Origin of the sequence: Paraburkholderia sp. GV068 (genome assembly GCF_003058125.1) — a bacterium.
GTDB lineage: Bacteria > Pseudomonadota > Gammaproteobacteria > Burkholderiales > Burkholderiaceae > Paraburkholderia > Paraburkholderia graminis.
The window spans coordinates 666,124-692,601 of sequence record NZ_QBUB01000001.1 but is presented as its reverse complement, the minus strand read 5'-3'; the positions used below and the strand labels follow the sequence as shown (position 1 = coordinate 692,601).

The following is a 26,478-nucleotide window of genomic DNA, read 5'->3' as shown; positions in this document are numbered from 1 at the left end:
CCGGCCCCGATCCTGCCGCACCGTGCGCTTCGCGATGCGCCCTCGGGGTTAACCTGCAATCGACAGCGGTTGACGCGGCCTCACTCCAATCGCTATCCTGATGTTGTGTTGACATGTCAGGAGTATATTATGAGTTTATCAGTGGTGGAACATCGCCTGGTCGATGCACTTTCCACCGACGTTCTCGTCGTTGGCGGCGGCGCGGCGGGCGTGGCGGCTGCCGTCACGGCGCGAAGGCAAGGCTTGCGCGTCACTGTGCTCGAACGCTATGGCTTTTGCGGAGGCGGCGCGGTCGCGGGCCTCTCTGGCACTGTCTGCGGTCTGTATCTCGCGACGGAGCGCGCCGGCGCCAAACCCGAGCAGGTCGTCTTCGGTTTCGCGGACGAATTCGTGCGCGCGCTGGAAACGCGCGGAGGACTGGCGGACCCCGTCCGGTACGGGCGCACCTGGACGCGCGTGCACGATCCGTTGATCTGGCGCGATACCGCCGACGCGCTGCTCGCCGGTGCCGGCGTGCAGGTGATCTATCACTCGATCGCGACCGGCGCGCTGATGGATGGGGCGCGCGTGGAGGGCGTACGGGCATGGACCAAGCAAGGTCCGCTCGATATCCGCGCGAAGCTGACCATCGACGCAAGCGGTGACGCGGACGTCGTCGCGATGGCGGGCCTGTCGAGCTTCATCGGTCATGACGGACGTGTGCAGAACCCGACGATGATCTTCCGCCTGCTGGGCGTCGATATCGGACGCTTTCTCGCTGCCTACGGCGACGACACCATCATGGGCGAAGAAGTCTCGCTGAAACTGCGCGCCGCCGCAGACGCGGGCGCGAATCTGCCGCGCGCCAAGATCTGGCTCTTCACGACGACGCGGCCCGGGGAATTGCTCTGCAACTGCACGCGCGTGACCGGTGCGGACGGCCGCGAGTTGAACTCGCTGCTGCGCGATGACTTCACCGAAGCGGAAATCGAAGGGCGCAAGCAGGTGCATGCGTACGCACAGTTCTTCCGGAAGAACCTCGCGGGATGCGAAAACGCCTTCGTCAACGACACGGGCATGCAGGTGGGCATACGCCAGAGCCGGCAGGTCAGCGGAGTCACGCGCCTGTTGAACGACGACGTGCTCGCGGCTCGCAAGTTCGACGACGGCATCGCCGTATCGCCGTGGCCAATCGAACTGCATGCGGGTGCAAAGCCGAAGGTCGAGTGGATTCTCGACGACTTTTACACGGTGCCGTATGGCTGCTTCGTGCCGCAGTCGGGAGATGGCCTGCTCGTGGCCGGCCGCTGCCTGTCGGCGGAACACGAGGCGGTCGCATCGGCGCGCGTCACCGCGCAGTGCTTCTCGTACGGGCACGCGATCGGACATGCGGCGGCCATCGCCATCAACGAAAGATTGGAGCCCCGTCAGGTGGAGCCGTCGGCGATCCGCCGCGCGCTCGACCGCGACGGCGCACAACTGAGCTAAGGAGAATACAAATGCAAATCGAAGACATCGGCGGCGTGCGGCAACTCGTGCTCGACCGTCCGCAGCGGCGCAACGCGCTCAGTCAGGCGCTGATGGAGCAACTCGAACAGGAATTGCGGAGGGCGGAAAGCGACGCTTCGGTCGCCGCGATCGTGCTGTCGGGCGCCCCACCGGCCTTTTGCGCGGGCAGCGACCTGAAGGAGCTCGGCGGCCTCTCGATCGATCACATGTGCGAACACGAACTCGAAACGGCGCGGATCGCGCGCGGCATAGCGGGACTATCGAAGCCGGTGATTGCCGCGGTGGAGGGCTTCGCGCTCGGCGGCGGCTTCATTCTCGCGGTGTCGTGCGATCTCGTCGTGAGCGCTGTCAACGCACGCTGGCATCTTCCCGAGGTGCCGAACGGCTGGCTGCCGCCGTGGGGCCTGCAGGCGCTCATCGCGCGGGTCGGCGCGGTCCGGGCGCGCATGCTCGTGTGGGGCGACGAACCCATCGACGGCGTGGAAGCACACCGGTTGGGCGTCGCTGATCATTTGGCCGAAGCAGGTCATGTCGACGCGCGGGCAATCGCGCTCGCGCAACGCCTCGCCAGACTCCCACGCGGTGCTGTCGCGTCGGCCAAGCGCTTTTTCGAGCCGTTCATCGCGCTCGATGGCGAGCGTCTGGACCGAGAAGCAGCCCGCATTTTTGCCGACGACTGCAAGTCCGATGCGGCCCAACAAATCTTCGCAAAATTCGCGGTGAAATCATGAATATGAGCAAGGTCGTGACGGCCAGGCAGGCCGTGGAATCAATCAGGGACGGCCAGACCGTCGCATCCGTCGGCGTCATCGGCTGGGTCGTGCCGGACGCCACGCTCGCGGCACTCGGCAAGCGCTTCGAGGACACCGGTACGCCGCGCAACCTGACGTTCTATTTCCCGTGCGGAACGGGCGACGCCGTCGGCATCAAGGGTATGGACCATGTCGCGCGTGAGGGCCTGATGAAGCGCATCGTCGCAGGTTCCTATATCAATCCCATCGATCCGCGCACGGGCAAGCGGCCCGCGCTGATGCAACTCATCCAGGAGAACCGCATCGAGGCGTATTCGTGGCCGATCGGTGCGTCGATGCACTGGCTGCGCGAAGTCGCACGAAAGAGCCCCGGCTATGTGACGCGCATCGGCGTGGGCACGTATGCGGACCCCGCTCAGGGCGGCGGCAAATTCACCGCGCGCTGCACGGACGATCTTATCCAGAAGATCACGCTAAACGGTGAGGAATGCCTCTTCTATCCAACCTGGCCGATCGATGTTGCAATCATCCGCGCAAGCAGCGCCGACGAATTCGGCAACCTGTCCTTCGAAGACGAGCCGCTTGTCTCGTCCGGTCTCGCACTTGCGCTCGCGGCGAAGGCCAGCGGCGGACGCGTAATCGCGCAGGTGCGACGCATCGTCGGACGAGGCGAGCGGCCCGCGACACAAGTGCGCCTGCCGGGCATCTTCGTCGATTCGATCGTCGTCGATGCGGAAATGATGATGACGACCGGCACGCCCTACGATCGCAACTACCTTGTCTCGGCGGGCGATCGCCACGTGTTTCCTTCGATTCCGTTCGGGCCGGACAAGGTCATCGCGCGGCGCGCGGCGCTCGAGGTCAGGAAGCGCGAGCTCGGCATCTTCGGCTTCGGCGCAGCGGCCGACATTCCGCTCATTCTTGCGGAGCAAGGTCTGATCGATCCGCAGACCGGTTCCGAGGATTACTGGTTCACCACCGAGCACGGCTCTTACGGTGGCATCGTGATGAACGGCTGGCAGTTCTCCGCGAACCTGCATCCGAGCGCGCTGCTCGACGGCCTTCAGCAGTTCGACGTCATCGACGGCGGCTTGTGCGAATTCGCCGCGCTCGCATTCGCCGAATACGACTCGCATGGAAGCGTGAACGTCAGCAAGTTCGGACGCGCGAATCCCGGCGCGGGCGGCTTCACCGATATCGCGGCCAACGCGAAGCGGCTCGTGTTCACCGGCACGTTCACAACCGGCGGGCTCGACGTCGACTATGCAAACGGCCGGATGAACATTCGCCGCGAGGGGAAGGTCAGCAAATTCGTGCGCGACGCCCAGAGCATCACGTATTCCGTTCGCAACGGCGTCGCGCGCGGCCAGAGCGCGCTGATCGTCACAGAGCGCGCAGTCTTCGAAGCCACGAACGACGGGCTCGTGCTGCGCGAGATCGCACCGGGTATCGACGTGCGGCGCGATGTGCTCGACCACATGGCGTTCGCACCCGCGCTCATCCTCGATCCGCTGCCGCTCATGGATGCGGCGCTCCTCCAACCCGGCGTGCAGGCAGGCGCCGATCTCGACGAAACCGCGCTCGGCGAACACGAAGTTTCGTAAGCGCCACCCGGGCGCTCCGAATCCAATAGACACGCGTCAGGAGAAGCGCCCGCAAGGCACTTCTTCCGGCGACGCGCGTCCATCGGTTGCGCGGCGGCGACCCAATCCCTATCGCATGCAGGAGACACTCATGCAGCTCCGCTCACTACGCTGGTTCATCGTACTCATGCTGTTTCTCGCCGGCGCGATCAGCTACCTCGACCGCGCTGCGCTGTCGGTTGCTGCGCCGCTTATCGCGAAAGATCTCCAACTTACGCCCGCGGAACTGGGCATCGTGTTCAGCGTGTTCTTCGTCGGGTATTCGCTGTTCTGCTTCGTCGGTGGCTATGCGGCCGACAGGTTCGGCGCGAAGCGCGTGCTCGTTGCGAGCATGTCGCTGTGGTCCGTGTTCTGCGGACTCACGGCGGGCGTCGTAGGCATGGGTTCGCTGATCGTCGTGCGTGTGATCTTCGGTGCAGGCGAAGGACCGTATGCGACGTGCACGAACAAGATGATTAGCGGCTGGTTCGAGCGCAACAAACAGGCAAGCGCCGTCGGCTATGCGAACGCGGGACAGCAATTCGGCGGCGCGATCGCCGGGCCGATCGTCGGCATGCTGGCGCTTTCCGTCGGCTGGCGCGTGTCGTTTGTCGTGATAGCGGCGCTCGGGCTCGTCTGGGTCGCGCTGTGGGCACTGCTGGTCACCGACCGTCCGCAAGAGAACCGCTGGCTTGACGCAAAGCCCGCGCATCATCGCGACGACACGCCCGTTGAATCCGCATCGGTCACCGAAGACGACGGCCGGCCGCTCGGCGCGTGGCTGCGCAGTCCATCGATTCTTGCGACGGCCTTCGCCTTCTTCGGCTACGCCTACATCCTGTACTTCTTTCTCTCGTGGTTCCCGAGCTATCTGACGATGGAACGCCATCTCAGCCTGCAGTCAATGAGCTTCGTGAACGTCATTCCATGGGCGTGCGGGGCCGTCGGTATTGCACTCGGCGGTGTGATATCAGACCTCATCTACCGCGCTACGGGGAGAGCCGTGCTCTCCCGCAAGATCGTCATCGTGACGAGCCTGGTCGTGTCCGCCGTGTGCGTTGCACTGGCGGGCCGCGTCGCGACCCTTCCGCTCGCCGTCGCGCTGATGGCCGTCACCGTGTTCTTCATGAACCTCACGCTCGGCGCGTATTGGGGAATCATTCTCGACACCGTCCCGCACACGCGCATGGGCAGCGTCGGCGGCTTCATGCATCTGATCGCGAACACGGCGGGCATTCTCGCGCCCGCAGCGACAGGCTTTCTGGTGCAGGCGACCTCTGTGTTCGCAAGCGCATTCATGCTGAGTGGCGCCATCGCCCTGCTCGGTGCACTGGCAGTCGCGGTCTTTGTACGCGCGCCACGCGCACCGGCCGACCAGAGCCTCACACCCGAAATCGCGACGTCGACGCGATAAACACATACGACTAGCCAAGGAGACAAAAATGCGGCCTCGCGTAGCTTACCGATGGATCATCGCGTTCGTGCTGTTCATCGCGTACAGCATCCAGTATCTCGATCGCGTGAAGAGCAGCGTGCTCAATCCAGCGATCGCTCACGACATCGGATTGACGACCGCGGATATCGGCACCGGCGCCTTCCTGATGCTGCTCTTCTACGGGCCCGCGCAATACGTATCGGGCTTGCTGACGGACCGTTTCGGCGCCAGGAAAATGCTGATCTTCTCGGTCATCGTCTGGTCCGCAATGACGATGTATATGGGGCTCATCCAGACGCGCGAAGAATACCTCTGGCGGATGGCGATCTTCGGTATGCTGGTGGGCACCGAATACGTTCCTTCGGCGCGCGTGCTCATGCGCTGGTTCAACAAGGAAGGCCGCGCGCGTGCGCAAACCGTTCTGGCGTGGGCGTGGATTATCACGCCCGCATGGGCGAGCGTCCTTGCTACGCAATTCGCGGCGCACGCGGACAGCTGGCGCATCGTGTTTTTTGTCACGGGCGCGCTCGGGGTCGTGCCGCTCGCCCTGATCGCGGTGTTCGTGTTCGACCGGCCGGAGCACTATCGCCATGCGACCGAAGCCGATCTCGAATACGCGTACCGCGACGAGCTCGAAGCAGGCACGATCACACGCGGACAATATGCATCGGCGCAAAAGACCATTCTCAAGGGCGCCGGCGTGCGCTTTCTCGATCTGTTCAAGAATCGCACGTATGTCGCAGTCGTTTTCGTCGATATCGTGATGCAGATTACGCTCTACGGCGCGCTCACGTGGATTCCGCTATACCTGTCCGACACCTTCGGCTTCAAAATGCAGACGATGGGCTGGTGGAGCGGCCTCTACTTCGCGGCAGGCGCAATCGGCAGCTTCATCTCATCGTACATGTCGGACAAAGTCTTCAAGGGTAACCGCAAGATCATGATCCTCGTGTGCTTCATCGGGCTCGCGCCGTTCGTGGTTCTGCTCGGCACGTTGCAACAGGCGAATCAGGTTCTGCTCGCGGTCGCGCTCTGCGGCATGGGATTCTTCGGGAACATGGCATGGGGCCCGTTCCTCGCGCTGCCTGCCGAAATCTTTTCCCCCGAGGTTTATGGCAAGGCGATGGGCTTTGTCAATGGCGCGGGCTACTTCGTCGCGGCTTTCTCCGCGAAGATCTTTGCAGCGCTCGTGGTCGTCGACGCATCGGGCCACAAGACCTATACCAACGGCTGGTTTTTCATCGCGTTCTGTGTGGTGGCGGGAATTGTCGCGGCGAGTTTCATCCGGACCACGGGTCGAGCCCCAACGATTGCGATACGTTCTGCGACGTCTTCATGACGCAGCCGATTCGGCTGAGCACCCAGGACTTCCATCGCGGTCTCGGTACTGGAGTGGCCTGAAAGCCTTCGACCACCTGCACCCTATGCAGACTAGCTGCCCGCCTGAATTGCGAGCACTAGTGGTCGAGTTCCTGCATATCTGCCGCACATCAACGCTGCTTTGTCGCAGACAGGCGCCGAAATGTGATGTATCCACGATCGCGGTGACTGCACTTCGTGCAATTCGCTCACGCCGTGCCTCGATCGGATGAACACTTTCGAACAGCGTCGTGCGGCAGCGCGCTGCGAGCTCGCGTGCATCGGCTAGCGAGACGACATGCAGTGGCCCCAGCATATCGGCTCACGACGCAGCGCGCACTGCTTCGTTCGCAGGATTCGGCATTCTCATTGGCCGGCTCGCCTCCGGCATACTCGCGGATCGCGTGCACGCACCGATCGTGGCCTGCCTTTTCTTAACGGCCGGCGCTGCCGGGTTTGTCCTGCTAGCGCAACTCGACAGCTACCCCAGCGCGCTATTCGCCTCGGCGCTCGTCGGGCTTGCAATTGGCGAAGGCGACCTTCTATCGCATCTCCTCGTCCGCTCGTATATCGGCTTGAAGCGCTTCGGCCTGTTCTATGGGATCGCGTTTTCGGGCTACGCCTTTGGCGCAGTGTCTGGACCGGTCGCGGTCGGGAGGTATTTCGACTTGCGGCACAACTATGGACTACCGCTGCAAGTCGCCCCGCTTCTGCCGCTTGCGGCCGGCGTTCTGCTGCTGTCGCTTGGCAGTTGTGTGAATGCGGGAGCCCTGCATACCGCAGGGCGTTGATACTTGCCGCTACACCTGACTGCTCGGACCGGGCGCAATGCCGTCGGAAAATGACCGTCGGCAGTTAGCTGCGCTCAGTTGACGCTATTCGAAATCGAAATGCACGCGCCATTCGAATAGCGTTCAACAGGGCCGCCCGCGTCAGGCAATCCATCCGCCGTCGACTGTCAGGCTTTCGCCGGTCGTGTAGCCTGCTTCGGGGCTGGCGAGATATGCGACGGCCGCCGCGATTTCTGCGGGTTTGCCGAAACGGCCGACGCTCGCGAGCTTTACCATCGTCGCGTGATCTTCCGTGCCGGGCTGCGGAGCAAGTTCTGTATCGATCGGGCCGGGCTGAACAGCATTCACGGTCACGCCGTATTTGCCGAGTTCACGCGACAGCCCGCGCGTGAAGCCTCTGAGAGCGAACTTCGACGCGATGTAGAGCGTCACGCCAGGCAGTGGCGCGGCTTCGCCAAAGGCCGAACCTACGTTGATGATGCGCCCCCAGCCAGCCGCGACCATGCGCGCCGCCGCGTCTTTTGCCAGTTCGATCGGCGCACGAACATTCAAGTTGAAGTGCGTGTCGTACGAGCTCTCCGAAGAATCGAGAAATGGTCCGTACTCGACTGTGCCCGCGTTGTTGACAAGGATGTCGAGCCGCCCCTCGAAACGGCCGCCGAACGCGCCGTTCAGCGAGTCGACGAGGCTTCTGACGCCTTCCGGTTTCGACAGGTCGGCGCCCACAGCTTCAGCCTCGCCGCCGGCATCGCGAATCTCGTTGACGACTGCTTGGGCGCGCTCCGCACTCGACGCATAGTGAACGATGACGGATGCACCATCGCGCGCAAGACGTGCCGCAATGGCTGCACCGATTCCGCGCGAAGCGCCGGTAACGAGGGCGAGTTTGCCTTTCAGAGCTTGAGTCATGGTTTTCCTCAACGGGTAGGTTTTGAATCGGTTCTCCCGCAGGAACTGCAGGAGAGACCGCTGCATCAGAGCCAATCTGTGATGCATTGGTTGATGCGTATCCTCCGCTCAGGCGGCGTCGTACGGTAGTCGTGGCCGAGGAATAGCTCCTATTCCTGCGGCAAGGGAACAGGTCGGGGCGAATCGAACCGGGCTGCACTGCGGCTAGGCAATCGGGTCGTCGCTGGATTTGTGCTCATTGAGAATGTGCTCGACGAACGCGACGAACGCGCGCGCTTTCGCTGTCGTCATACGCCCGGCGGGAAAAACTGCCCACAGGTCGATGGTGGGCAAGGTCCAGTCAGTCAGGACGGCCTGCACCGTGCCGTCCGCGAGTTCAGGCGCGAACATCCATTCCGATGCGACAGCAAGGCCCATGTGAGCGAGCACTGCCGTGCGCATGCCTTCAGCCGCGTTCACGCTGATTCGGCCGGACAGGGTCACGGTTGAATCAGATCCATCATCGCGGCTGAACAACCATGATTCACCGCCGCCTCGCACGGAATAGACGACCGCCTGATGCCGGCCGAGCTCGACAGGTGTTTGCGGAACTCCGGCTTCCGCGAAATATGACGGCGTGCCGACTACGACTCTCCGCCCGCTCGCGATGCGACGCGCAGTCATGGACGAGTCGTCCAGCGTGCCCATACGCAAAGCGACATCGACGCCCTCTTCCAGTAAATCGACGGACCGGTCGTCAAGCACGATGTCGATGCTCAGATTGGGGTGTTGATGGAGGAAAGACCTTAGCGCCGGCAAAACGTGCAGCCGGGCGAAGGTGACGGCCGCGCCTATGCGCAGTTGCCCCGACAGACCATCGGAAGACTCGCGCACGGCCTGTTCGGCTTGATCTGCCTCATGGATGGCCCTGAGCGCGTGCTCATAGAACCGCTGCCCGGCCGCCGTCGGCGCCAAGCCACGAGTCGATCGTAATAGCAAACGGGCGCCCAGACGTTCCTCCAGTTGGGCGACCGCCTTTGAGACAGCTGGCTGACCTAGCTTCAACCGACGGGCGGCGGCAGAGAATGAACCCGCATCGACAACCGTCACAAAGGTTTCCATCGTCACCATGCGGTCCATGCGCATCCTCCTGGCAAGCTTGTCGGCGAAAATGCGCAGTGTAGCGAAACGGCGAGCAGCTCAGGAGGACATGTCAGTACCGTTTCCGATACCGACAGTTCCATCAGGTAATCAGGTATAGCCCAGACCGTGCAGCCCCATGCCGGACAATGGTGTCAGGGCGCAATTTCGCAGGCGCCCCCGACGCGCTGCCGCCTATCGCGCCGTCACGAGATCAAAGGCACGTAATGGAGCGGTCCGATCGTCGAGGCGAACTTTTCGGGGACATCAGTTCGGCCATTGCCGGAACTCAGGTGACGATGTCCGTGAGGCAGTTGTAGATCGGGCCCCTGCCGTTCGTGTATCAATTGGCCCAATGCAGGGTCCGGATGTCAGCGAACGCGTGCTTTCGGACCCGAAGCGGTCGTCGGGCCCGTCCTTACCCGAAGGGCGCTTTCAAGCTATAACGGCCATTCTGACGGTCATTTTGGTCGGCGGGTCATCGGGGTCGTTGCAGCCGTTCGAGTGTCGGCCACTGTTAGCGGCCTCGACTCTTATGTCAGCCTTTCCCCGTTGTCGCCGCGGCGCTCACACGCACCCGCAGCGAGAGGCCGCCGTGGCGATCGATATCAATGGTTCGGCGATGCAAGAAGACCGATCCGCCCGACCTGGTCGAAGGGGATGTCTGCGCATGCCGCCTCGGTTCTCCTTTTCGCTACGCACCGGACGGTCCAAGGGTGATCGGAATCACTGAGCCTGGAAATCCACAAGCCGACGCCAATACTCATCCTGTCGCCCCTCGGGACTTCCTTCCTGCTGCCACAGAACGTAGGCGCGCTCCCGAAGATGCTGGTCGAGAGCGCGATGCCAGTATTCTTCCGCACGTCCTTCAGGGCGCCCGTCTTTCTCCCAGAGCAGATAGGCGCGTTCCCGAACAGCCTGCTCCAGGCCCGATTTCGTTTCCGAGTCCCTCAAGAAGTCATCGCCGTAGGGAGCCATCTGACCGCCCCGGCTCGTGTGCATCCTGGCCGTCAGGGTACCGAGTTCAGCGTCCGGCACAAGCCGGCTGTGCGCTGCTGCTTCCAGCGCCTTGGCCAGGTATTCGGAGTCGTCGGCGTTGCCCGACTCGCCCAGCGTAATCGGGTATGTGTGCAGCACAGTGCCGCTGCGGTCTATTACGTCAACCAGTCGCTCGATCATGATCGTCTTCCAGGTGTTTTCGTTGGGATGGAGGGGCCAGCCCATTGTCGGCCCCGGACCTGCACCGCTTGGGACGCCAATAGCGGCCCGCACAACTTGAACGCGTATCATGCCTGGCGGTAGGCCCGCACAAGGCCATTGGGAAGAACCTCCGTCAGCGCGCTGCATTCAAACGCTATGACAAATTGCACACGGACCGGGGAAGTTTCCGAAAGAGCAGGCTTTTCAGCTTCTCGTCGCAGGTGACAGGAAGTGCGCAATTTTCATGCTGGACCCGGACGGTTTCATCAGAACGTGGAATGCCGGCGCCAACGCTTCACGGGCGATGCTGCCAGTGAAATCATCGGCCTGCACTTTTCGTTTTTTTGAGGGAGCATGACCGCGCTACCAACCGCTGAGCAGCAGGTCAATACGAATGGTATCGACTGGCGCTCTCAGTCCGAGCGAATTTTTCTATGCGGACCTGCATAACGTTTCGGAAAACTGAACGCCAGGGATGCAGGTAAATAAAGACGTCGATGCCAGCCAAAGGGTATACAGTGGGTAGACCGGTCGTCCATGAGCGACCTCCAGCTTAGGAGCCCCATCATGCGATCGCAATTCAAGCCCGCTTCTGCTGCAATTGGCAGGGAGAACGAGTACGCCGCCGAATGCAGGACGCGTGCTCATATACTCGACGCAGCGGATGCTCTGAGAGCAGAGAAAAGACGCGCCAGTTACGCCACGATCGACTCCAACGCCACTAAGTGGCGCTACTCGGCCGTGTACGAGAAAGACTGATCGCGGTGCTTAAATTTCCCAACCCCAGCCGTAGCTACGATGCCGCCCGACATTGCGTGTGTTTCTGGGGGTACGACGATTCGCGCGAGATCACCTTCATGATCGACGACGCAATGCTCAGAAATCTGCAACCTGGCGTTGGGTCCGACGAGCGTTCGCTGCTTGGTGCCTTTGACGAGTTTCGTGAAAAGGTTCTCGAAATCGCAAACAGGCAGTATGTCGGCGGCCCGCAGAACCGGTATTCGATTTCATGATCTACAGCCCTGTCGCGAGAATGTTTCCTCATCTGTGAACACCGGCTTCGTGCAGGAAGCGCGCATGGTTTCGACGCCATAGTTCGCCAACCTCCCGCCTGGAATAAGACCCGTACCAAGATATGCGCTGGCCGGAACTGCAGCGCCCGGGCATGTGCCGGCTCGCCCCCTCTCCGATTTATTTCTGACGCATCGCGGTTCATCCCGGCGACCGTCGGGCGGTGGCCTTGCCTGATATCAATGCGCGCTCGACTTCATTGAATACGTTAAGCAGTCGGGTTACGCGCCTGGTGCCGTCAGGAAGCAGACTCTGCTGCAGCGATAGCGACGAGACTCGACGCTGCCAGTACGCTAGCGCCAGGGGATTTCCGTGCACAAGTAACGGAATGATCCGTTCGAGATGCGCCAGATCTCCTTCGAATTGGTAGCGCGACATCAGGATCCTTGCAAAGGTGATTCGGTGTCGCGGATCAGCTCTTTATGGGCCGCGCGCTCTGCGCGCTCCCGTACCAGCGTGTGAGGCGTCCCGAACGTCTCACACGAGCCATTGATGGCTTTACGCGCATGGCTTCAAGTCGAAATCAAGGTCGCATAAAGCCGCCTCCAGCACCCAGCAATTTCCTTGCGTGCCGGATCCACTGCTTCGGCCCTCTGTATTGAGTGCCGTCGACAACCCGCTTTTCATCTTCGGGGCCCACGGGCATACCATCATCCGTCGCATTCGCCGCGGCCTCTCTCTGTTTCCTGCTTTCTGCCAGTTCTTCGGCATTTACCTGGTCATCGATCATGATGCACTCCTGCTATGGAAAAAACTGGTTCGCCATCAGGTGGTCGGCGTCGCCCCGATAGCGGGACGACGCGACCCATCGCAAGGTCGGGTTTTGAATGCTGACGCGGTCGTGGCGCGCGATGGAAGCCGTCCGCGAACACCCACCGTAAAACCGGCATCTAGGACAATTGCCCTTCGTCCCGGTTTCCAAGTTCGTGCACGGCAGCCAGCGTAAAGAACATGGAGCGCGTCGAGTGTCGCCCTTTTGCTGCAGCATCCACTCGCTGCAGCAGACTCTCGGGCAGACTGAATTGAACGCTCACAGCTTTCGAGGTAACCCGCGTCAGGTTGATCTCGACGAACATCCAGATCCCTTGCCCATCGTCCATGTCGAGCGATTGCAATTCGGATGTACTGCAGGTTGGAGCGGGTATGAGTTGCTCGCTGCGGTCATACATCAGTTCGACAACCTCTTGCGCGTTGCGTCTCAGCTTATCGAACGAATGGCCGCTCGCAACTGCTCGGGGAAGATCGGGAAAACTGGCGCGAAAGCCGGCAGTTCCGTCACGGTGCACATAAAGCGGATATTGCATGACCTGCTCCACTCAGCTGCGTGCTGACTCGCATGCGGTACGTCATAGCGTACGAACGACGGGAACTGCCTGGGTCCTTTGGCATACGGATCACGATGCAGAAGGAATGCGTGGTGAGAGTACGTACATAGCTCGTACTCTCTGTATTCGATAGTGGAGATGGTCATGATCGCGCGCTCCTTAAGCGATACTGACCGTCATGAACCGATACCTGTCCGGATGCGAAAAAGGGCCGTCAGGTACATCTCGATCTTCACCATGCGCTCATGGCCGTCGAAAAGCAAACTAAATCGTGACAGTGTGAAAGGAAAGCGTGCGTCGCGCCTGCATCGCCGGGACGGCCTGCTCATGCAGGTCCAGAAAGCCCGATTATCAATGACGGACAATCGGCTAGCATGCTTCGAAGCGCTGCCATTTGAATGATTCGCTCAACACGTGCACTACCATGCCATCAACCGGCATTGAGTCAACCGAGCCGCACCACGCGGCAGGATACGCCTGCTGCAATTTCCCAACGGCATACAAGGCCGCCCAGACTTCGTGGGTCATCTGTGCTTTTCGCCGCAGCACTTCGCCGGCGTACAGGCGTTTAACATCGCATCCATACCGCACGAGCCCGCCGCTCGCCACGTAAGTCTCACGCATCGTCAGACGGCGCACCGATTGCCCAGTCTCATGGCACTCGTCGCCGGCGGTTTGCTCCCAATGCTGATTACGCGAAAACCACAGTACAGGCGTCCCGGTGGGCTCGGCCCCGATGCCGCCGGGGATGAGCATCCCGCTTGCGCTGATCTGCCGGAACTTTTGTCCCGTGGTGTAGTGCCATGCCAACATCGTTTGCTCCGGTCGGATTTGCCTGTCATTACCACTATTCGTCTCCTGTTTTCCTTTCGGAGCACGATGCGTGCTTCGTCACGCGACGTACGCGCCCGAGTTCACGTCTTCCCTTACGCGGAGACAAAGCGAAATCAGGAGCTTGTGCGAGCCGGCATCGAGCGGTACGCGCACCCGTCCATCACCACATTCGAGACTCGCGCCGTCGAGCACCGCGCGCGTCACATCGAGCTCGTCAGCGGCTTCGACGTGAATCTCATACCGCGTCGAATCCATCGTCACCGTTGCTTCAAACCCCGGCCACGTGTCCGGAATACACGGATCGATCACAAGAAAACCGCCCTCGCGACAAATCCCGAGAATGCCCTCGACACCCGCCCGGTACATCCATCCAGCGGACCCCGTGTACCAGGTCCAGCCACCGCGCCCGGCGTGCGGCGGCACGGAATACACATCGGCGGCGACGACATAGGGCTCGACCTTGTAGCGGTCGACTTCTGTCGGCGTACGCGCATGATTGACGGGGTTAAGCAGTGAAAACAGCGCGGCGGCCTTGTTGCCCTCGCGCATTTTGGTGAACGCGAGGATCGCCCACATCGCTGCGTGGCTATACTGCCCGCCGTTTTCACGCAGCCCCGGCGGATAGCCCTTGATATAGCCTGGATCGTGCGACGTTTTATCGAATGGCGGCGTGAACAGCAAAGCAAGCCCGTCTTCCGGACGGATCAGGTGCTTTTCCAGCGAGGTCATCGCCAGCGCCGCGCGGGCGGGATCTGCCGCGCCGGACAGCACCGCCCACGACTGCGCGATCGAATCGATCTGGCACTCGTCACTGTCTTTTGAGCCAAGCCACGTGCCGTCGTCGAACGTCGCCCGGCGATACCATTCGCCGTCCCATGCTTCATGCTCCAGCGCCTCGCGCACCGAGCCCGCATGCGCACGCCAGCGTGCAGCATGCGCAACGGAAACCGCATCGCGCGATTCAGCCAGCGGGGCAAACAATTCGATCGTCCGCAACAAGAGCCAGCCAAGCCAAACGCTTTCTCCCTTGCCGTGCGCACCGACGCGGTTCATGCCGTCGTTCCAGTCACCCGTGCCGATCAGAGGCAAACCGTGCTCGCCGGTCAGTTCCATACATTGATCCAGGCCCCGCGCACAATGCTCGAACAGCGACGCTGATTCATCCGCGACCATCGGCTGGAAGAACGCATCGTGCTCGCCAGGTCGCAGTGGCGGTCCATCGAGAAACGGCACGATCTCGTCGAGAATCGCGACGTCACCCGCGCAGCCAATGTAAGTCGCCGTCGCGAACGCGAGCCACACGCGGTCATCGGAAATCCGCGTGCGCACGCCTTGCCCCGACTGAGGCAACCACCAGTGCTGGAAATCGCCTTCGATGAACTGCCGCGCCGCAGTGCGCAACAAATGTCGCCGGGCCTCGTCCGGCTGCGCCAGCGTCAACGCCATGCCGTCCTGCAACTGATCGCGGAAGCCATACGCGCCGCTCGCCTGATAGAACGCCGAGCGTGCCCAGACGCGACATGCGAGCGTCTGATACAGCAGCCAGCCGTTTAGCATCAGATCCATCGCGCGGTCGGGGGTCTTGACCTGGACGGTGCCGAGCACGTTCTGCCACTGGGTCGTCACCTCGGCGAGGACGGCGTCGAGGTCGGCCTTGCGATAACGCTCGATCAATGCGCGTGCGTCTTCGACGCACGCGCACTGCCCCATGAACGACACGACTTCGACGGTCTCACCCACGCCCAGCTCAATCACGCGCTGCAACGCCGCGCATGGATCGAGGCCCGCGCCGGTTGCGCCAGACAGCGGCGCGTTGCCGGTTAGCGCGGCGGGTGCCGCAGTCCGCCCGTTGCGGCCGAGAAATTCGGTGCGGTCGGCCGTCCACGAGGTCTGCCGGCCGCCCAGGTCGGCGAACGCGACTCGCCCCGCGAACCCCATGCTCCACGGATTGCGCGCCAGCATCGCGCCGGTAGTGGAGTCGATTTCCGTCACGATGAAGGGTCCGGATGCGCCGCGCGATTTGCCAAGCACCCATTCCATCCACGCCGTCACGGACAGACGGCGCGGCATGCCGGACAGATTGCGCAACGTCAGCCTCGAAATCTTCAGTGGGTCGGCGAGCGGCACGTATTGCAGCAAGTCGAGCGCGATGCCATTCGCCTCGTGTTCAAAGCGGCTATAGCCATGCCCGTGACGCGCCACATACGTCCCGCCGTCGCGGATTGGCAACGCGGTGGCGCCCCATACATCGCCAGTGACTTCGTCGCGCACATAGATGGCTTCGCCGGCCGGGTCTTCGACGGGGTCGTTCGACCACGGCGTGAGTTGGTTCTCGCGGCTGTTTTCGGCCCAGGTGTAGCCGCTGCCTTCCGCCGCGACCTGAAAGCCGAAGCCGGAGTTGGCGATCACGTTGATCCACGGCGCGGGCGTGGTCGCGCCCCCCACGAGGACGCTCACGTATTCCCGGCCGTCTTTATCGAAGCCGCCCAGACCGTTGAAGAACTCGAGCCTCGACGCAACCGGCGAAAGCGCGCGAGGCGGATGAGGCGCCGCGGGCCATGGCGACGACATCGGCGGCTTCTGCCGGCGTAGCGCCAATGGCTGTCCCGGCGACTGCGGCAAGCGCGCGAGCTGGTCGGCGATCGAACCGCGGCGCGCAATCAACGCGACACGCGCGACCGATTGCAGCAGCGCCCGCGCCTCCACGCTCATCAAATCGGCGCGCAGCGTAAAGACCGCTCCTTGCGCGAGCTCTTCGCCGATACGCGGCCGCAATTGGCTGCTGCGCACGGCTGTCTCGATCGCACCCTGCAACTCCTGGATATAAGACGAAGCCCGTTCGTTGACGATGACGAGATCGACGTCCAGCCGCTTCATCCGCCAGTACTCGTGCGCCCTCAATAATTGCCGGACTTGCGCGATGTCCTCGACGTCATCGATACGCAGCAGCACGATCGGCAGGTCGCCCGAGATCGCGTGCGGCCAGACTCCGGACTGAGGACCTGCTCCTCGAACGATCGTGTCCGACGGCGCCCTGAAACGCGCATCGGCGTAAATAACCGGCGCGGCGAGGCGTTGAAAATCCGCAGCCTCGTCGGCTTCGACATCGAGATGACGCAACTGCACCTGAGCCTGCGTCCAGGCTAGCGTTTTGGCGCGGTCGAACGCGTTGCGGTCATGGTGTTTGTCGACCAGATCGAGCAACAGCGCTCGCGACTCGGCCACTACTGTCCAGAACGTCACGCGCGCGACCTTGCCCGGCGGCACCAGCACGCGATATCTGAGCGCAAGGACCGGATCGAGTACGGTCCCGGCAGTATTGCTCAGCGGCTGATCGTCGAAGATCGCTGCCGCCGTGCCGGCGTTGCGCCCGCGTCCCAGAAAGCGCGCGCGATCCGATTCGTATTGCGGCTCGGCAACGATCTCGCCGTCGACAACCGCGAAATGCGCAGCCCACAGTTGTCTTTCGTCGTGCGAACGCAGACGGCGCGTGGCCACCAGCGCGCCGAACTCCGCAAGGTGCTCGGTCTGGACAAACATCCGTGAGAAGGCGGGATGCGCGTTGTCGGCAGCCGGCGTCGCGAGCACGATTTCCGCATAGGATGTCAGTTCGATCTCGCGCGCGCGGCGTCCACTGTTGGCCAACGAGACGCGGCGCACTTCACCGTCTGCTTCACCGGAAACCAGTACGTCCATCGTCGTTGTCAACGAGCCGTCGCGGCGGATGAATTCAGCATGGTCCTCGCCGAACACAACCTCTTCGTAATCGGCAGCGCTATCAGCCGGCTTTGCGCCCGCCGACCACACGTGGCCGCTCTGCGTGTCGCGCAGGAAGATGAAAGAACCCCAATCGTCGCGGGTTGCGTCTTCGCGCCAGCGCGTCACGGCGAGATCGCGCCAACGGCTGTAGCCGGCGCCGGTCGCAGTCAGCATGACGGCGTAGCGTCCATTCGACAGCAGGTGTGTCACGGGCGCCGCGCCGGCAACGGCCGACGCTGTGAGGCGCCGTACGGTCGGCGGCACGACGCCGGCGACCGTTGCTGACGTTTTCACTTCTTCGGCACGGGGATGCGCGACGGCGACATTGCGCGGCATACGCTCCTGCAGCAACAGTTCGCTGGCCTGGATCATGGGTTCGCGATGAAAACGTGCCCGCATCTGCGCGTCGAGCAACGTGTTCGCGATCGACACGATCGTCATGCCCTGATGATGGGCCATGAAATTGCGCACGATCGCAACATCCTCGTTCTCAGGTAGCCGCGAGCGGGTGAAATCGAGTGCTTCGTAGAAACCATAGCGCCCCAGCGCGCCGAGCGCGGCGAGTCGTGCGTAGTTCTCTCGCGCGGCTAGTGGGTCGACCATCGCGGCTAGCCCCGTTGCATACGGTGCGATCACCCGGTTCTCCGAAAGCCCTCGCTTGAGGCCAAGGCCGGGCACGCCGAAATTCGAATACTGGTAGGTAAATTCGATGTCGCGTGCGTTGTACGCCGATTCCGAAATGCCCCACGGGATGCCAAGCGAACGCCCATACGCGGCTTGCCGTTCCACCACCAGGCGGCTTGTCTGCTCAAGCAGGCTGCCGACCGGTGCACGCATCACCAGCGAGGGCATCAGGTATTCGAACATCGACCCCGACCACGAGATCAGCGCCGAGCCGTCACCGACCGGCGTTGCAGCGCGACCGAGGCGGAACCAGTGGCGCGTCGTCACGTCGCCTTTCGCGATGGCGAACAGGCTTGCGAGACGCGCTTCGGACGCCAGCAGGTCATAGCAGTTCACGTCCAGGCTGTTGTCGGATTGGGAATAGCCGATCGACAGCAGCTTGCGTTCCGGATCGAGCAGGAATGCGAAGTTCATGTCGAGCGCCATCGCCCGCGACGTATCGGCGAGCGACTTCAGGCGTGCCTGCAGAAACTCTGGTGCCGCGATGAGTTGTTGCCGGTCGCGGGCATGTTCGACCAGGCTTTTACTCAACGCATCGATCCAGAACATCAGGTCGGCAGAACTATCGCCGCCGCCGGCGGGCACGAGTTCACGCGCTGCCTTCGCGGCCTTTTCGGTCAGCCGCGTGAGCGATGGCGACAGCGCTTCGAACGCCTGCGGACCGTGCAACTGCTTGCTGATCTCTTCGAGGATCGCAACCAGTTGCCTGCCATGTTCACCGCCTGCGGCGGGCAGCGTGTCGATGGCTTCACGCGCGAGTCGCAGGTTATCCATCAATCCGGACCGCGCGGCCGGCGCGAGCAATTCATGCGGCCACTCTTCGCACGCGTTGGCGAGAACGATCAGATGACCGGCCAGATTGCCGCTATCGACCGACGAAACATACGCCGGTGCCAACACCTGGAGATCGAGCGTCCCGTACCAGTTATAGAAATGCCCCTTGAAACGCGTGAGCTTGTGCATCGAAGCGAACGCCGCTTCGAGCCGTTCGACGGTCTCCGTCGTCCCCGCCCAGCCAAAATCCCGCGCAGCAACCGCCGACAGCAGATAGAGCCCGAGGTTGGTCGGCGAGGTGCGGTGCGCGACGACCGGCTTCGGATCTTCCTGGAAATTATCGGGCGGCAGCATGTTCTCTGCCGGCGTAACGAAGGTCTCGAAGAAACGCCACGTGTGTCGCGCGATCAGGCGAAGGCCGCGTGCGTCCGCGTCCGCCATCGCGAAACGCCGCGCGACGGTCGGCGACCGGCTCGACCACAGCGCGAGCGCCGGCGCGGCGAGCCATAACAGCGCAAACGGCAGCACTAGCGGCCAGTGCGAGGGTGCGAACGCGATCGCACCAGCCGGCAGCACAAGGCCGAGCGCGACACCGCCTTTCATCTGCCGATAAAAGCCGCGCAAGTCGAGGCGGGGGCTGCCCTTCGACTGGGCGGCGGTGGTCCATTCGAGCAGCCGGCGATGCGTCACGAACAGCCGTATCAGCGTGCGGAGAATCGCATCGCCCATGCGCCACGCCTGGTCAGCGAGGAACGCGGTCGACAGAACTGTTTGCAAGGTTGCGAGCCGCACATCGGCGGCCAGCACGTCCAGATGATTGCGCAGATGGATGCCGCTGCGGCGCGGCAGGATCGCGAACAGCGTCGGCAGGAATGCGGGAATCGCGAGCGCGCTTAGCACCAGCAGCGAGCTTGCCATTCCGGCGTGGATCGGCATCAGCCAGCATAGGCCGAGCGCGGCGACCATGAAGGGAGCGAGCAGCGAGCGGCGCAAATTGTCGAGCATCTTGAAGCGGCCGATCGACGGCATCGCGTGTCGGTCCCGGCCGCGATAGCCGACGATCCACGGCAGCAATTGCCAGTCGCCACGCGTCCAGCGATGCTGGCGCTTGCCGATCACGTCGTAACGCGACGGCACTTCCTCGACCACCTCGACATCCGACGCGAGTCCGGCGCGCGCAAAAATCCCTTCGAACAGATCGTGACTGAGCAGCGCGTTTTCGGGCACGCGTCCACGCAAAGCCGCCTCAAACGCATCGACGTCGTAAATGCCCTTGCCGGTATACGACCCTTCGCCGAACAGGTCCTGATAGACATCGGACACCGCCGCCGCGTACGGGTCCATCCCGCCGGGGCCGGAGAAGACGCGCTGATGCAGTGACCCTTCCTGCCCGACGGGCAGCGATGGCGTGACACGCGGTTGCAGGATCGCGTATCCGTTGACCACGCGTTGATCGGCGTCGCTAAACGTCGGCCGGTTCAGCGGATGCGCCATCTTGCCGATCAGCCGCAGCGCGGCGTCGCGTGGCAGACGCGTATCGGCGTCGAGTGTGATGACGTAGCGCGCCTCGGGCGGCACCTGCGGTGCACGGCCGGCGATCGACACAAAGGTCGTATCCGTCGCACCGCGCAGCAGGCGGTTGAGTTCGTGCAGCTTGCCGCGCTTGCGTTCCCAGCCCATCCATTTGTTCTCGCTCGCATTGAACACGCGGCGGCGATGTAGCAGCAGGAAACGGCTTCCGCCGGGGCCTGGCTCGTAACGGCGGTTCAGCTCGTCGATCGCGCCGGCGGCCACGGCGAGCAGGTGTGCGTCGTCCGGCAGCACTTCCTGATCCGCATCGAGCCCGTCCGCGAGCAACGCGAAGGACAGGTCGCCACCGGCTCCCGCGAGGTGATGCACTTCGAGGCGTTCGACCTGCTCGCGCAGATCGGCTTCGCTCGTCAGAAGCGTCGGCACGGCAACCAGTGTGCGCAATGACGACGGCACGCCGGCAGTCAGTTCGAGAGCGGGCAACGTGATTGCGCCGAAACTCCATGTCACCGCGCGATTGATTAGCGCGGTCGTGACCTCGGTGACAGGCAGGAATGCGCATACGGCAAACAGCGCGAGTACCCAGGCTTCGGTACCGGGCGGCGCTAGTGTGGATAGTGCCCACAACGCGAGCGCGAGTAACGCCAGGGCGAGCGTCAGGATTGTGGCGACATAGCCGTGGATGCCGAGGCGGACGTTGAGGCGCGTGATCCGCAGACGCGCAGGCGCCCGGAATCCGATCGCCCGCTCCAGTGCTCGCCGGCCCTCGGCGATCAGGTGATAGCCGGGGTCGCCGGCGCGTTGCGCATGTGCGCCATCGCCTGCTTCCAGCGCCGCCACCCGGGCCGATTCCAGCGCTAGTCCGGCGACTTCGAGTTCGGTGAAAGAAGAGCCGCGCGCCAGTTGCTCGATCGCGCTGCGATACAAGTTGCGCGTCGGGAAATCCATCGTCGGAAAGCCGCTGTCCGCGCGCAACCGCGCGTCGACAAGACTCACGCTCTCGAACAGTTCGGTCCAGTCGATGTCGGAAATCAGCCGCATGCTGGTGATCACATTGCGCACGGTGACGTTCGACGCGCCCTGCCGCTGCTGTGCGTGTTGCACGACTTCATCGACAGAGACGCCCTGAAGCTTGAGCCGCTCTTCCAGCCAGCCAAGTGCCGGCGTGATGCGCGGATCCTGGTCACGCAGCCGTTTTGCGAGCTGTGCGGCGAACAGCTCCGACAACAGGCCTGAGGAGCGCGTGGAAATGTCCGCTTCGAGCGCCGAACGGGCACTCCCCGATTCGAGCAGACGGTCGGTGAGTGCATCGGCGTCAGCGCGTGCGCTGCGGCCAGCAGTAATCTGGTCAGTCAGGCGTCGCAGGTTCTCGATCAGCACGATGCGCAACGTGATCGCCACGGCCCACAATTCGCCGATTGTCAGCGGCTGAATCCGTTGATACGCGCTGATGAAACGCCGCAGGATCTGCGGGTCGACGTGGCTGTCGGTATGCGCAACGAACGCCCACGCAATACCGAACACGCGCGGATACCCGGCGAACGGACCTGCGGCAAGCTTGGGCAACTGACGGTAGTAGCCGGGCGGCAAGTCGTCACGAATCTCGCGGATCTGCTCCTCGACGAGGTGATAGTTGTCGAGCAGCCATTCCGCGGCGGGCACCACGCCCCGGCCGCGCTCCAGTTCTTCGGCGCTCGCGCGGTAGGCCGCGAGCAGGACCGCGGCATTATCGTTCAGTCTCGTGTGCAGCGATAAAACGGCAGGCGGTGTCTTCGTGACCGGTTGCGCGGCAGCGAGGCTTTCCGCATGTTGCTCGAGCCGTTCGACGCCGAACAGCTCTTCGCGCACCGGCGCGGTGTCGGTCCACGGCGCCGACGGCGAACGATGTCTCGCGACATACCGGAGGATCGTTTTCACAGGCGCACTTCCTGCGGCGCCGATGAGTTCGGCCGGGTGGACCGGTCGCGGTGGCGTGTCATGTTAGCGGCGCGCACAGCGCTTGCCGTCGGGTTTGCCATCGTAATAGCGACCGACGGCTCATCGAGTTGGAACATGATCGGATCTTCCTTCGGCGAGGCCACACCCCACCTTCGCCTGCATGCACGCCTGCGGGATGTGGCTTGATTCACGGTGTGGGCGGACACGCGAGGAACCGTCAGGACAACCAAGCAGCTATGCGGCTTCTGCGGAAGCGGTCGGCAATGACTCGCCCCCGCGCAAAACGGTAGCTGCCGTCGAGGGGCACACTAAATTTGGCAGATAAGCTTCGATGTGACCGGTGCCGCAATCGGCGACGGGCGGGAGCACGTATGCACAGCCCCGTCGACGCAGCTTGCGGCTGAACATACGGAAACGATGGAGCAGAAAGGACACGGATCCGTGTCCCAGGCGCCTGCTATTTCTTCCTGGCCGGTGCGCTGCCTGCGGTGGTCTTCGAGGCAAGCGCTGGGGACACGCCTACCGCAGGAGACACTACCTTTTTGGGTTGTTTGGGCTTTTTAACTTCGCGATTACCGCGCATCGTGCTCTTCGCCAATATGGTTCCCCGGTTTTGCCCGTCGCGAAAGCAACGGCCATGTCGCCCAGTGTGAACGCATCTGGTGACGCTGTCGCGATTTATATTTTTTCGAGTACCGTGTAGATGCGTTCCCGACGAGTCGGCCAACTCGACGATCGCCGGATCGTCTGGATTTACCGGCGCATGCCATGCATGCACGATGCCATCGGAGCAAACGCCCTGTCCGAACGTAGCGATAGGGTGGACCGACTAAGGGGACTCGCGACGATATCGCCGCGCTCTGTCTCGTTGCCCGTCGGTAGCTACTTTGCACCGCTACTCAGTTTTGTGTGTTTTCCTCGCAATCTTCCCAGTACCTCAGCGGGTCGTGGTGTTGTGGATAGCGTGAGCTGAGCCACGCCGACAGCCTGGTCCAATCTGGATGGTTGGTACCGGTTCGAGCCGACCATGTTGACGACCTCTCGAGAATTTGACCGGTCCCGCGATCACGGACAAGCAAGCTGCCCAGTCCGCTCGATCTGTTCGCCTGCGACTCAACAACGTACCGTGGAAGAATCCTGAGTTCCGCATCCGTGGCCCACCCGTATAAGGCACGGACCACGCCGGACGGATCTCGCAACTCTATGGGGCCGGTCTCGGGGCGAACGGCGGTCCACCCTTCCGGAAACTCCGCGACAACCTCGTTTTTGCCCTCCCTCACCCACTTCACGCGCCAGGCCCGCGCCATCGCCTCGCGCAGGCGCGAGACCGACTCGTAGCCGGTCGGCAACTCGATCGACATCGGAAGAGTAATGAGGCTGTCTTTCCAGAGTTTGGTTTCGTCGTCGACGCGCTCGACCACGTCGAACACCCCTGCTTCGAATGGGTTCTCCGGCCGGTTCGATCCTGTCGTCTTACTGACGGGCAGCCCCTCGAAAAGGCGCTCAGCATCATGGCGGGTGAGTTTTGTCTTTCCTTTCTTCATTGATTCCTCTACAGCAAAGTTGCCTCGGTAACGGAAAGCCCTGATGACCGAAGTCTGGCACCGCTTCCTCTCACGCGCGTTTGAAGGTGCTCACCATCCAATTCTGCCCCATTACACTTTTTCCCGCTTGCGCGGCGGCGCTCGCACGGCTTGTGCCGCCGTCCCTTTCGCCGGAGTCGGATGCATCGTAGCTATGGGGATTGATGATCCGGCATCCTCAGCATTGCAAGAGATTTTCGAATGCTTCTTACCCCGCCGGACGCGAGGAGGACAGAGGCGTACCGGATCGGATTGTTCATCATCGCGGCAAATCTCGCATCGTTCTGGCGGTGAATCTGGAATGGCTGGTGGCCAAGGCGCGGCGCACTGACTCAATCATTGAATTCGTACCGCAAGTGGGTGATTTCGTCGCGGTGGACGAACCCCTGTTCTATCTGTACGGAATTGTGGCGCAATCGATGAAAGGAGGCTCCGCACCCTGGTCGCTTTCGGGACGGAACGCAGCATCGAGCAGGACCCTATGTTCGCGTTTCGCATCCTGGTCGATATTGCGCTGAAAGCGCTGTCGGCGGCGATCAACGATCCGACGACGGCCGTGCTTGCCATCGACCAGTTTGCACCGACTATTGCGCGTGGTGGGCAAACGGTCTCCGCACATCGAAGAGATGGTGGATAAGTCGGGGCAGGTGCGCATGATCTTGCGGACGCCCAATTGGGAAGACTTCGTGCATATCAGTTTTCGCGAGATACGACAGTACGGCGCGGGCAGCGTTTAGATCGCGCGACGTCTGCCCGCGGCCATTGAGAATCTCGTTCAGAGCCTTCCGGAACATCGTCATGACGCGTTGCGCGTCGAATTGGCACTGCTCGATCGCGCGACCGTCAGCCTTGCACCAGGGACCGGCCGAGAACCAGTAGCTCGTTGAACTGGGTCACCAGTTCAAAACACAAAGCAAACATCACGGCATAGAAAGGCCCGGGGAATCTTTGCATCCATCCGAGGATCGGAGCTGAAAAGCGGGTCCTAATGGGGTCCCGAGTCATGCACCAGGTGATGATCACCCCAATCGCCGCCCCCGCGAGTATGTCGGTCGGATAGTGCCAGCCGAGATAAACGCGCGGCAGTAATATGACGATCGCGGTGTATAAAAGTGCGAGCACGCCGACGCCGCGTCGAACCAGGAAAATTCCCATCGCAACCGAAATCCACAACATCGCGTGGTCACTCGGAAACGAACTCCACGCGGGAAGTACGGCCGGATCGAGGCCACCTGACGGAAAATTGAAGTGCAGGTCGGGATTGAACATGGGCCGCATCCGGAATGGCAAATATCGGGCGATAAGCCTGAACACCGCGAGTGCGAGAAGACCGCTCGCGATCGTCGCGACAACCATTTCACGCTCCCATTCGCCCCGCTGGCTGGGTTTGAACCATATCCACCACAATACGGGTACGAGCACCAGGCCTTTGAATGTGTAGAGGTCCGCGATGACTCTTATCGGGTGGTTCAATACACCGCAAGTCATCGCAGTGTGCGTCAGAAAAGCCTGGATTGCCGTATCGAAAGGGTTCATCTTTGCATCTTCTCCCGATCTTCTAGTTATGGAACTGCGCAGCCAAACGTTGGATCGGAGCGATGACGAGTTCATCGATATCCGACCTCTCGAGCGTGTCGTCGCAGCACATGCTTCACACTCACAAACGTTAGCCGTCAACGCCGCAAGCCTCCTTGAGAAAGCGCGTGGCGGTCGCCGGGAGTTGCGGCAGCGCCTTACCGTTTGAGCATGGGTATATGCTCTCGACACCACGTCCGTCTGGATCCGGTGAACCTCGCATGGGGTCGTTCGCCTTTGGCTTCCAGGTCGCGCAGCCGGGCGACCACAGATGTATGGCCGATAGCGTCCTTTAGGCGATTTTTCGGCCGGCAACGTTGTTGAAGACATCCGTCGCTCTATTCTCCTCCGCGACATTTGCCGGATCGGTGTGGCATCGAACCTTCTCCGGCCGTTGGCGCTTGTTTGCCGCGCGGTAGACCAGATCATAGGAGTCGGGCGAAAAGCGTGGTTGGCGGGGCGTTGCGTCTCGCCGGGCTTCACCATGGAACATGCGGTGGTTTGGTAAAGGTACTGTCGGCCACTTCACCGGCTGCTCTCCCATCTTGGCCCGGACAAAGTCCGACGAGCGACGGCTCAGTTCGGAATCAGCAGCCATTTTCTGCGCTCCCGCGTGTCCGGCTCACGGGTTACATCTGCGCGTGCACCCCGGCGCGACACTCTCTGACGCCGGGGGAAATGGAAGATCGGTTCACATTCGAATGCCTCGCGCCGGAATGCACGATAACGA

At 62.3% G+C, this 26,478-nt stretch carries 19 protein-coding genes; 9 read left to right on the top strand and 10 right to left on the bottom strand.

Translation table 11 applies throughout. The annotated features are described in order from the left end of the window. Positions 1-129: 129 nt before the first annotated feature. The 6 genes from C8K18_RS03135 to C8K18_RS03110 all read left to right on the top strand — a co-directional run bounded on the left by C8K18_RS03135 (position 130) and on the right by C8K18_RS03110 (position 7,447). A complete protein-coding gene (locus C8K18_RS03135; protein WP_107706625.1) occupies positions 130-1,467 on the top strand; it encodes an FAD-dependent oxidoreductase in 1,338 nt (445 codons plus the stop codon). A gap of 11 nt (positions 1,468-1,478) precedes the next feature. Beyond that, positions 1,479-2,219, top strand: a complete 741-nt coding sequence (locus tag C8K18_RS03130; RefSeq protein ID WP_107706624.1) for an enoyl-CoA hydratase/isomerase family protein — start codon at positions 1,479-1,481, stop codon at positions 2,217-2,219. Then, entirely contained in the window at positions 2,216-3,844 is a 1,629-nt protein-coding gene (locus C8K18_RS03125) for a CoA-transferase (protein ID WP_006051435.1), read from the top strand. Before C8K18_RS03130 ends, C8K18_RS03125 begins: the two co-directional genes overlap by 4 nt. A 130-nt stretch (positions 3,845-3,974) precedes the next feature. Next, positions 3,975-5,276: an MFS transporter gene (locus C8K18_RS03120; RefSeq protein WP_107706623.1), complete on the top strand. Its 1,302-nt coding sequence runs from the start codon at positions 3,975-3,977 to the stop codon at positions 5,274-5,276. Positions 5,277-5,304: 28 nt separating this feature from the next. Continuing rightward, a complete protein-coding gene (locus tag C8K18_RS03115; RefSeq protein WP_107706622.1) occupies positions 5,305-6,636 on the top strand; it encodes an MFS transporter in 1,332 nt (443 codons plus the stop codon). A gap of 424 nt (positions 6,637-7,060) precedes the next feature. Next, positions 7,061-7,447 carry a hypothetical protein gene (locus C8K18_RS03110; RefSeq protein WP_132384535.1) on the top strand — a complete coding sequence of 129 codons (387 nt, stop codon included), beginning with the start codon at positions 7,061-7,063 and terminating at the stop codon, positions 7,445-7,447. 141 nt (positions 7,448-7,588) lie between these two features. On the opposite strand, the gene C8K18_RS03105 is transcribed toward C8K18_RS03110, so the two are convergent. The 3 genes from C8K18_RS03105 to C8K18_RS03095 all read right to left on the bottom strand — a co-directional run bounded on the left by C8K18_RS03105 (position 7,589) and on the right by C8K18_RS03095 (position 10,654). Further along, on the bottom strand, positions 7,589-8,356 hold the full coding sequence (locus C8K18_RS03105; protein ID WP_053858327.1) for an SDR family NAD(P)-dependent oxidoreductase: 768 nt from the start codon (positions 8,354-8,356) through the stop codon (positions 7,589-7,591). Positions 8,357-8,560: 204 nt separating this feature from the next. Continuing rightward, positions 8,561-9,475 (bottom strand): LysR family transcriptional regulator, encoded by a 915-nt coding sequence (locus C8K18_RS03100; protein WP_107706620.1) that lies wholly within the window; start codon positions 9,473-9,475, stop codon positions 8,561-8,563. Between the two features lie 726 nt (positions 9,476-10,201). Then, on the bottom strand, positions 10,202-10,654 hold the full coding sequence (locus C8K18_RS03095) for a DUF2934 domain-containing protein (RefSeq protein WP_029970754.1): 453 nt from the start codon (positions 10,652-10,654) through the stop codon (positions 10,202-10,204). A 776-nt stretch (positions 10,655-11,430) separates the two neighbouring features. Here C8K18_RS03095 and C8K18_RS03085 point away from each other — a divergent pair. After that, positions 11,431-11,688, top strand: coding sequence for a DUF1488 domain-containing protein (locus C8K18_RS03085; protein WP_035570457.1), 258 nt, complete (start codon positions 11,431-11,433; stop codon positions 11,686-11,688). A 581-nt stretch (positions 11,689-12,269) separates the two neighbouring features. On the opposite strand, the gene C8K18_RS03075 is transcribed toward C8K18_RS03085, so the two are convergent. From C8K18_RS03075 to C8K18_RS03055, 5 genes are all read right to left on the bottom strand, one after another. Next, positions 12,270-12,476, bottom strand: a complete 207-nt coding sequence (locus C8K18_RS03075; protein ID WP_029970752.1) for a hypothetical protein — start codon at positions 12,474-12,476, stop codon at positions 12,270-12,272. 160 nt (positions 12,477-12,636) lie between these two features. Further along, complete coding sequence (locus tag C8K18_RS03070; protein WP_053858329.1) at positions 12,637-13,050, bottom strand: type II toxin-antitoxin system HicB family antitoxin; 414 nt, start codon at positions 13,048-13,050, stop codon at positions 12,637-12,639. Positions 13,051-13,440: 390 nt separating this feature from the next. Then, positions 13,441-13,884: a hypothetical protein gene (locus C8K18_RS03065; protein ID WP_029970750.1), complete on the bottom strand. Its 444-nt coding sequence runs from the start codon at positions 13,882-13,884 to the stop codon at positions 13,441-13,443. Positions 13,885-13,962: 78 nt separating this feature from the next. Then, a complete protein-coding gene (locus C8K18_RS03060) occupies positions 13,963-22,569 on the bottom strand; it encodes a GH36-type glycosyl hydrolase domain-containing protein (protein ID WP_107706617.1) in 8,607 nt (2,868 codons plus the stop codon). 920 nt (positions 22,570-23,489) lie between these two features. Continuing rightward, on the bottom strand, positions 23,490-24,134 hold the full coding sequence (locus tag C8K18_RS03055; protein WP_107706616.1) for a hypothetical protein: 645 nt from the start codon (positions 24,132-24,134) through the stop codon (positions 23,490-23,492). A gap of 454 nt (positions 24,135-24,588) precedes the next feature. Here C8K18_RS03055 and C8K18_RS33570 point away from each other — a divergent pair, with 454 nt between their 5' ends. Together C8K18_RS33570 and C8K18_RS33565 are read left to right on the top strand one after the other, a co-directional pair. Further along, complete coding sequence (locus tag C8K18_RS33570; RefSeq protein ID WP_308810910.1) at positions 24,589-24,810, top strand: DUF2254 family protein; 222 nt, start codon at positions 24,589-24,591, stop codon at positions 24,808-24,810. Beyond that, complete coding sequence (locus C8K18_RS33565) at positions 24,800-24,910, top strand: DUF2254 domain-containing protein (RefSeq protein ID WP_006051418.1); 111 nt, start codon at positions 24,800-24,802, stop codon at positions 24,908-24,910. The genes C8K18_RS33570 and C8K18_RS33565 overlap by 11 nt, the downstream gene beginning before the upstream one ends. Before the next feature lie 106 nt (positions 24,911-25,016). Here the strand turns inward: C8K18_RS33565 and C8K18_RS03045 are convergent, their stop codons facing one another. Together C8K18_RS03045 and C8K18_RS33030 are read right to left on the bottom strand one after the other, a co-directional pair. Next, positions 25,017-25,709, bottom strand: coding sequence for a phosphatase PAP2 family protein (locus tag C8K18_RS03045; RefSeq protein ID WP_107706615.1), 693 nt, complete (start codon positions 25,707-25,709; stop codon positions 25,017-25,019). 331 nt (positions 25,710-26,040) lie between these two features. Beyond that, complete coding sequence (locus tag C8K18_RS33030) at positions 26,041-26,346, bottom strand: hypothetical protein (RefSeq protein WP_132384534.1); 306 nt, start codon at positions 26,344-26,346, stop codon at positions 26,041-26,043. Positions 26,347-26,478 lie beyond the last annotated feature (132 nt).